Here is an 8,269-nt window from a genome sequence, read left to right on the forward strand (position 1 = left end):
GGCCGGAGCGACCAGGCTGTGGCTCAGGCTCGGTCGCTGTGCGATGTGCGGACGGATGGCGACCGCCATGGAAAGGACCAGCGCCACCACCCCGACGACGAAGATCGTCATCACGCTCATCGCCGTCAGGAACGGCTGACGGGGTGCGCGCTCGACCGGTTCAGCCGCGAAGTTCGGGAACATGCCGGTGGTGAACTCGTCCTCGTCGAACTCGCGGTAGGGCGCATAGTCGCCAGCGGCTGCTGTGTAGGCGCCGGACGGCGCGGGCAGGGCGCTGTAGGCGAGGTCCTGTCCGCCGGCCCCTGCCGCGACGGACGCTTCGGGGATGTTGAATAAACGGGGGTCCAGGGCGTACGGGTCGAGAATCTCACCGGTGCCGGGGTCGAGCGCGTAGGCCAGCGCGGCGGTCGACGACACGAACAGCGGCGCATTCGCCGACGCCAGTGCCGCTCCGCGGGCCAGCGCCAGCTCCGGCTCTTCGGGAGTGATGATCGACAGCGAGGTCGCCGCGTCCAGGGCCGGCTTGATCATCGGGACGTCCACACCGGATCCGACGACGAAGACACCCCCGGGATGTACGTCCAGCGTCTCGGCGTCCGCGACCATACCGGCGAGCGCCGCCACCGCTTCGTCGTCGTCGTCGGGCAGCATCAGTCGGTGCACGTCGGCGATCGAGCCGTCCGCGGTGTTGACCACCGCCAGCGTCGCGGTGTCGGGTTCGACGAACAGCAGCGCGGTGTGGGCATAGCCGCTGGCGTTGCCGACGGCGTGCGCCAGTGCGGCGGCGGCCAGAAAGGCGGAGACCAGCATGACGTTCTCGATGCTGCGGTCGGCCAACGCGTCTCTTAGCGCGGCGCCCTCGTCTTGATCACTCCAGGTAACTCCCGCGGAGAGCACCTCGCAGCCCGCTTCGGCCGCGCCTTCGCGAGTGCCCATGATGGCGGCGATCACCTGCTCGGGTCCGCTGAGCGGCGCCGAGCCGGTGTCGTCGGCGAGGTCGAATTTATCCTTGTCGACGGTGGCGCCGTCGGCGTTCTCACCCTCGACCAGCACCATCCGAACCGCCGCTGGTGCCATCGACACCCCGAGTACGGTTTCCACTGCTGCCCCTCCGGAAGTCGTCAACTACTCGACTGGAACTGCCTATTTCAGGCCACGTTCCCAGCCCGCCGGCCATCGGTCTTCATCACCGCAGCAACGCAACGCGGCGACATCCAGATCTCACCCTGACTTGATGAAGTTCTGGTAGGAACGCGACGGCGTGGGGCCTCGCTGGCCCTGATACTTCGACCCTACCCGCGTGCTTCCATAAGGATGCTCCGCCGGACTGGTCAATCTCAAGATACAGAGTTGACCGATCTTCATGCCGGGCCACAAGGTAATTGGCAGGTTCGCGACGTTCGACAGCTCCAAGGTGATGTGACCGCTGAAACCGGGGTCGATGAAGCCGGCGGTCGAGTGCGTCAGCAGCCCCAGCCGTCCCAGCGACGACTTGCCCTCCAGTCGCCCGGCGAGGTCATCGGGCAAGGTGCACAACTCCAGCGTCGAGCCGAGCACGAACTCGCCTGGGTGCAGCACGAACGGCTCTCCGTCGAGCGGCTGCACCAGGCTGGTCAACTCGTCCTGCTGCTGCGCGGGATCGATGTGGGTGTAGCGGGTGTTGTTGAAGACCCGGAACAAGCTGTCAAGGCGCACATCGACGCTGGACGGCTGCACCAGGATGTCGTCGAAGGGGTCGATGCCCAGCCTTCCGGCGGCGATTTCCGCCCTGAGATCACGATCGGACAGCAGCATCCGACGAGCGTATCCGCTGGCGGCACGCTCGCAGCATCTGATAAGCGGGGTGAGTGCTGAGCCACCGGATGTTAGCCTTCCGAGGCAACAGCGCCGATGTAGTTCAATGGCAGAACATCAGCTTCCCAAGCTGAATACGCGGGTTCGATTCCCGTCATCGGCTCCAATTTGACCAGCTCGTCTGCGACGGCCTACGGCGGGGCGCGGCTGTACGCCAAACCCACGGTCACTGCTGAGCAGCTGACCGTAGTGTGGCCTGGTGGCTTCCGCGTGTTTGCAACACCGCTAGCCAGCTCGGTGTGGGTCGACCCCCAAAGACGGCTCACAGCAATTCGGGCAATGGCAACTGTTCGGTGTGGGCCAGTCCCTCGTCGGGGCGGCGATCACCGTAGCCAGCACCTAGCCGTGTCGGCCCCAACCGCGCCGGCACACCGGGCCGCCCTGATCTGCCACCATCCGAAAAAGCACGCCGAGTGGACGTACTGGCCCAGCATCGAGCAGGCCCGCCAAGCCGAGGCCGAGTTGACACCGTGCGGGCCGGCCTGCATCGACGTGCGAAAGCGCGGTGGTCGTCGAACTCGAACCGCCGCGCCCACGCGGCCGACCCCTGGCGAGGTTTCTACCGTGACCGAGCCACGGCCCGGCTTACCCGCGACCATAAAGTCCCGAACGGGTAGTGTTCCCGGCCATGTGGGGCTCTTTGCTGGGGCTGGCGCTTCTGGTAACGCTCCATCCGGTACGCCTCGGCGTCATTCTTCTCATGATCTCCCGGCCGCGGCCAATGCAAAACCTGTTCGCCTACTGGGCGGGCTGCGCGATTGCGGGCTTTTACACCTTGCTGGTTCCGCTGGTGGTACTGCACGTCACACCAATCTTCGACTCCTTTGCGATGAAGTTTGCCCACCCGACTGCGAACTCGACCATCCGCCACATTGAGATCGGCATGGGCGCGCTCGCGCTAGTAATCGCCGCGGCCTTGGCAGTGCGCTTCGCGACGCGTCAATTGGCCCGCCCGAAGGTCCGCCACGGGGCGCACCAGGCGGCATCGGGCGGCGGCACGTCGACGCAGGTGCCGGACGCAAACACACCGGCTGCAATCTCGCGGCTGCTGGGCACCACCCCGGATGCGGCGACGGAGGGCGGATCGGTAATCCGGCGGCTGCTCAGGCGCGTCCGCAGCGCATGGGAAAACGGTTCGGTGTGGGTAGCCTTCGTGATCGGCGTCGCAATAATGGGGCCAGGCCTCGACGGGGCTGTCTTCGTACTCGCTATCATCGTGGCCTCGGGAGCCTCGTTCGGCGTGCAGATCACTGCCGCAACCACATTCGTGATCGCGATGCTTACGGTCGAGGAGATCATTCTCGTCAGCAATCTGGCCAGGCCGGCTAAAACCCAACAGTTCCTGCGACGGCTGCACGACTGGGCGCTGGCTCACCGACGGAAGCTCATGGTAGCCATCCTCGCAGTGGTTGGTGTCTCGCTGATGGCCCAGGGCATGGGCGGAGCCTGAGCCGGTGGCGGCCTGAAGTGGCGCGATGGTCACCTCTTGTCGGCCATGTCGTCTGGACTCCTCCGCCGATCATCCGCACCAGTCGGTGACGAGGGCGCGGCACTTCTCGCTTGTTTACCGCTGACGCTGCATGACGGTGAGCGCATTGTCGGAGGCGACGCGAATTGAGATGGGATGGCCAGGCGAGGGCGGAATACCCGGCGGTAGTCGTTCACGGCGTACGTCCCGCTCGTCCACGAGCTTATAGTGACCGCCCCCCGGCCGCAGGCATCGAAGCTCTCAGGCGCCCTCGGTTGTCACGACGTTGTCAGCTGCTCCAGAAATCAATCGGACGAAGCTGGACTTACCGGACTTGCATGTGTGTCTTCGCTGGTCATCGCCCTACCCTGTCACAGCGCGGACTTCATTAAACCTGCACAAACACGCTGAATCGACTTCCCAAGCTGAATAGGCGGGTCGATTCCCGTCATCGGCTCCACGAGTTACGAGTACGCCGGCTGACGTGAGATTGCCGGCGCGTATACGCCCGTCGACTGTTGCCGAACTCAACCTTGGTCGCGGTCCGAGGATCCGGTGCTCGGCAAGTCGGTACCGCACACCCGGCTCTGGATCCACTTGATCGATGGACGTCGTTCGGTGCGCTAGGTATCCCGGCCGCAATCGATGTCCATGATTTGGTGACTGCTATTCAGATACGTTGTCAGGCCGGGCGGTGCGTAAGCGGTTCTCTCCTCATGTTGCGCCACTGCGGTCGAAGCAGCGTACTCGTGGATTTCATCGGTGACCCCCAGCTGCCGAACGTACGGCGGAATGAGTCGGTAGAAGCCTTTACGCGACTCGTGCGGCGGAGCCAATGGATCCGGGTCGACACCCGTGTAAGCCGGCACGTTGTCGTCGCTTGACGGCCCAGCGCAGGTCACGGGCGAAGCGGGGAACGCGTTGGAGTTGAAGGCCAAGCCGCACTTATGGGCACGATTTGCCATCCAAAGAAGCGTGATATCGCTCAATTCATGCTGCAGATAGCCGCCGCCGATGTCGCAATGCACTCCGGTGAACCAAACCTGTTCGACTCGCTGAGCTTTCGGCACGTCGGTCCACAAGGTGGGCCGGAACGGGCCCCGCTGTTCGTCGATGGCCAGTGCCTGGAACGCCGCATCTACAAACGTGCTCAGATTTGTGTCGTGGAATTGCCATCGCCGGTTGATCAGGTTGGCCACTGGCCATCCAGTCACTGGTATGCCAAGGGCGCCCACTGTGTCCCACACGCCGATGAAGCGGATCCGCGGTTCGTGCGAATACGAGCGGCGAAACAGTGTCGCCTGGATACCTCGAGGATGTGTGGCACTGCTCCTATCCCGGTAGAGCGCGAACGCCTCGTCGATTAGGTCCGCGTGCTCGCGCCGAAGGATGCCACAGTTGCGGACGAGGCCTGCGGTGCTGCGTGCGGTGAACGCGCCGCGACTGAAGCCGAAGAAGTAGAGCTCGTCGCCCGGCTCGAATTCCCGTACGAGGAAGCGGTAGGTATCACGAACGGCTCGTGACAGGCCGAAGCCGAAGACACCTCCGCTGATCCGCTGCCACTTGGTAGTGCCGACTCCCAGATGGTAGAAGATGCGTTGCTCTCGGCCGCTATCGTCTTTGGGGGCAACTGCCAGCGCAATCTTCGTGACGTTCGTCGGTGTCAGCTCACCACCGCTTCGCTGGTCTGGACTGTTCCACGTGCCGTCGCAGCAGACCACTAATCGCTTGGACATGGCTTTCGAGTTTCCTCCCCGAAGCCTTGCTCGGGCAATCGGATTCCATGCATGTCCGGACGCCCACCGCCTCGGTCTACGCTCGAAGAAGCATGAGGAGGTACGCGATGCTCGCAGCGTTCGGATTCGAAAACTTGGGTGTAGTCGTCGGGGACATGTATTTCATCGACCCGGTCCCGCTCGCCGGTCAGGAAACCCCGGAACGAGGAGTCAGACTCGAACTCCGCCTCATCGACCGGGCCGAACCCCAGGGGTCGATCTACGCCGGCGTCCCGATCGCGTTCAACCGCCCGGTGTGGCGGGTGGACCTGTTCGGATCCACCGAGAGCCCGCCCGGGACGCTGGACCGGGCCCATCACCATCCGGGTTTCGACGGTTGGGAACCCGGACGCCGGCACTTCGTCGCCGAGCTGTCAGCCGACCCGCTGTCCTGGCTGGCCGATCAGCTGGCCGATCCGGCCGCCGTGCTGGCCCGGGCCGGCGTCGGTGCGGACGAGGTCACCCAAGCGGATATGACCGGACTGGCCGCGGCAGCCCCGGAGATCGTCGCCGCAGTCAAACGACTGCTCGACGGGGTGCGGGACGGACAATTGGCTCCGGCCCCCGCCGAGCCGGTTGCTGCCGCCCGCACCGGCTGGCTCTGACTGCGCGCATCACCCGCATCCGAGAGACCCGCGTCGCCCTGTCACCGCTTCGACGGGGCGACCGCCGACGCCATCACGGCCGGCGCACGGTCCCACACCCGGTGCAAGCCGACAGCGGCGATCAACGCGGTGGTGAACGCTTTGTTCAACTCAGTCGACAGCAGCACGCCAGCACCGTCATGCGGAATCCCGGCCAGCTCGAGCACGCCGGCTCCGCTGCCCCAGGCGCCGATCGGTTTGCAATGCCGGTAGGCCTCCTGCAGCACCAGCACCAACTTGATGTCGTTGATCGTTTTGATGCCGTCGGCGACGACGAGCGCGTCGTACTCGATCGAGCGCGCGGTAAGCAGGGTGCGTTCGACGATCTCGCTGCGCCGGCCGGATTTGAGCACACCGCCGACGGGCGCGGTGAGCAGCGGGACGGCCCCGGCGGCGGTCACCGCCTTGATCAGCTTGCCGACATCACCGAGGTCGGCGTTGACGTCGGCGATGATGCCGATCTTGCGACCGTCGATGGGCCCCGGCTCGCTGTACACCTGCGACAATGTCGGTGACAGCGCAACGTCTTTGGGCGGCTTGCCTTTCGGCGCGGGCAGTCCCAGGCCGGCGGCGACCTGCTCGCACAGATCGGTGTCGACGTTGGCCAGCACCTGCAGCTGCCGTTCTTTGATGGTCTGCTCGTAGCACTTGCCGAGCTCGAAGGTGAACGCCTCGACGATGTGTGCCTTCTCGACGTCAGAAAGACTGCGGTAGAACATCGCGGGCTGGGTGAAGTGGTCCTCGAACGACGCCGGATTCGCCCGCTCGGCCGGACCGTTGATCAGCCGGGGCGTTTGCACGTAGCCGCCCTCGTCGGCGCCGGCGACCTCGGGTTCGCCGTCGTCGATGCTGTTGGGGCGATAGGGCGCCTGGCCGGTGTGAATGGCGGTCTGATGCATGCCGTCGCGCAGCATGTCGTTGACCGGGCAGTGCGGACGGTTGATCGGCAGTTGGGTGAAGTTCGGGCCACCCAGCCTGGTCAGTTGGGTGTCGAGGTAGGAAAACAGCCGGGCCTGCATCAGCGGGTCGTTGGTCGGCTCAATACCGGGAACCAGGTTGCCGGTGTGGAAGGCGACCTGCTCGGTCTCGGCGAAGAAATTGGTCGGATTGCGGTTCAGCGTCAGCTTGCCGATCGGCTCGACCGGGACCAGTTCCTCAGGGACGATCTTGGTGGGGTCGAGCAGGTCGATGCCCTGAAACGTTTCGGTGCCGTCGTCGGGCATCACCTGGATACCGAATTCGTATTCGAAGAACGCGCCGGCTTCGATGGCGTCGGCCATGTCTCGGCGGTGGAAGTCAGGATCGACACCGGCGGTGATCTGGGCTTCCTCCCACACCTGTGAATGCACTCCCGCGACGGGCTTCCAGTGGAACTTCACCAGGGACGTCTTGCCGCGCTTGTTGGACAGCCGGAACGTGTGCACGCCGAAGCCCTCCATGGTGCGGTAGGAGCGCGGTATGCCGCGGTCGCTCATGTTCCAGAACACGTGGTGCGTCGCCTCGGTGTGCAAGGAGACGAAGTCCCAGAACGTGTCGTGGGCGGATTGAGCCTGTGGGATCTCACGGTCGGGATGCGGCTTGCCCGCGTGGATGACGTCGGGGAATTTGATGCCGTCCTGGATGAAGAAGACCGGGATGTTGTTGCCGACGAGGTCGAAGTTGCCTTGATCGGTGTAGAACTTGACCGCGAAACCACGGGTGTCGCGGACGGTGTCGGCGGACCCGCGGGACCCCAGGACGGTGGAGAACCGGCAGAAGACATCGGTCTTCGTGCCTTTGCGGCCGAGGAAACCCGCCTTGGTGTAGGACGCGGCGGTGCCGTAGGACTCGAACACGCCGTGTGCTGCGGCCCCTCGCGCGTGCACGACCCGCTCGGGGATGCGCTCGTGGTCGAAGTGGGTGATCTTCTCCCTGAGGTGGAAATCTTCCAGCAGGGACGGGCCGCGGCTCCCCGCCTTCAGTGAGTGGTCGGTGTCGGGCAACCGCAGGCCTTGCGCGGTGGTGAGATACGACCCTTGTTGAGCTCGCGGATCCACGCCGCTGTCGTGGGCCTTACCGTTGGTGACGGCGCCGGTCGGGCTGACTGCGGTGGGCGCGTTCTGGTCGGGCTTGCGTGCTGGGGGCATGAAAGGAACTCCTGGATGCCGTGCTGGCGCTCGCCGGTCTGGCGTGTGATGCAGCTCTCATCAAACCCATACCCGCCGCGCCGGTTTTTAACCGGCGCCCCTGACGGCAGAGCTTCGCCGTCAGGTTTCGGCCAGCATGCCCGTGGCGGCCGGGTCCTGTTCCGCCGCCCGCAGCTCCGCGATTCAGGTGCCCGCGATCCCGCATCTACCAGTGCCCCACCTCCCCGGCATCCCAGGTTTGTAGGGAAGCGATTCCGGCGTCAGGGCGCCGGCTGCGCAGGGCCTGGCTCCGGCGCGTCAACCGGAGGCGGCGGTGCCACAGGATCGGCAGATGGTGCGGGCGCCGCCGGGGCATCAGGTGTACACACGCGCTTGACGATCCACACCGACTGCCATACAGCC

6 protein-coding genes and 1 tRNA gene are annotated in these 8,269 nt (G+C 65.1%); 3 read left to right on the plus strand and 4 right to left on the minus strand.

The features are described from left to right. Positions 1–1,125, minus strand: a 1,125-nt coding sequence (locus WA317_RS08760) for a DUF7159 family protein (RefSeq protein WP_425172659.1), incomplete at its 3' end; no start/stop codon positions are given. 96 nt (positions 1,126–1,221) lie between these two features. Beyond that, positions 1,222–1,794 (minus strand): dCTP deaminase, encoded by a 573-nt coding sequence (gene dcd / locus WA317_RS08765; RefSeq protein WP_425172660.1) that lies wholly within the window; start codon positions 1,792–1,794, stop codon positions 1,222–1,224. Between the two features lie 92 nt (positions 1,795–1,886). Between dcd and WA317_RS08770 the strand changes: the two genes are divergently transcribed. Both WA317_RS08770 and WA317_RS08775 read left to right on the plus strand, forming a co-directional pair. Further along, positions 1,887–1,960, plus strand: a tRNA-Gly gene (locus WA317_RS08770). 522 nt (positions 1,961–2,482) lie between these two features. Continuing rightward, the gene (locus WA317_RS08775; RefSeq protein ID WP_425172661.1) at positions 2,483–3,304 is read left to right on the plus strand and encodes a GAP family protein; all 822 of its coding nucleotides are present in this window, start codon (positions 2,483–2,485) and stop codon (positions 3,302–3,304) included. Positions 3,305–3,945: 641 nt separating this feature from the next. Here WA317_RS08775 and WA317_RS08780 read toward each other — a convergent pair. Further along, positions 3,946–5,058 (minus strand): DUF2235 domain-containing protein, encoded by a 1,113-nt coding sequence (locus WA317_RS08780; RefSeq protein WP_425172662.1) that lies wholly within the window; start codon positions 5,056–5,058, stop codon positions 3,946–3,948. Positions 5,059–5,165: 107 nt separating this feature from the next. Here WA317_RS08780 and WA317_RS08785 point away from each other — a divergent pair, with 107 nt between their 5' ends. After that, entirely contained in the window at positions 5,166–5,702 is a 537-nt protein-coding gene (locus tag WA317_RS08785) for a hypothetical protein (RefSeq protein WP_425172663.1), read from the plus strand. 41 nt (positions 5,703–5,743) lie between these two features. On the opposite strand, the gene WA317_RS08790 is transcribed toward WA317_RS08785, so the two are convergent. Continuing rightward, on the minus strand, positions 5,744–7,867 hold the full coding sequence (locus WA317_RS08790) for a catalase (protein WP_425172664.1): 2,124 nt from the start codon (positions 7,865–7,867) through the stop codon (positions 5,744–5,746). Positions 7,868–8,269: the final 402 nt, after the last annotated feature.

This window comes from Mycobacterium sp., from assembly GCF_049802695.1.
Lineage (GTDB): Bacteria > Actinomycetota > Actinomycetes > Mycobacteriales > Mycobacteriaceae > Mycobacterium.

Excerpts from the sequence above, each read along its gene's own strand:
- dcd (WP_425172660.1), bottom strand. The coding sequence starts at position 1,794 with ATGCTGCTGTCCGATCGTGATCTCAGGGCGGAAATCGCCGCCGGAAGG.
- WA317_RS08775 (WP_425172661.1), top strand. The coding sequence starts at position 2,483 with ATGTGGGGCTCTTTGCTGGGGCTGGCGCTTCTGGTAACGCTCCATCCG.
- WA317_RS08780 (WP_425172662.1), bottom strand. The coding sequence starts at position 5,058 with ATGTCCAAGCGATTAGTGGTCTGCTGCGACGGCACGTGGAACAGTCCA.
- WA317_RS08785 (WP_425172663.1), top strand. The coding sequence starts at position 5,166 with ATGCTCGCAGCGTTCGGATTCGAAAACTTGGGTGTAGTCGTCGGGGAC.
- WA317_RS08790 (WP_425172664.1), bottom strand. The coding sequence starts at position 7,867 with ATGCCCCCAGCACGCAAGCCCGACCAGAACGCGCCCACCGCAGTCAGC.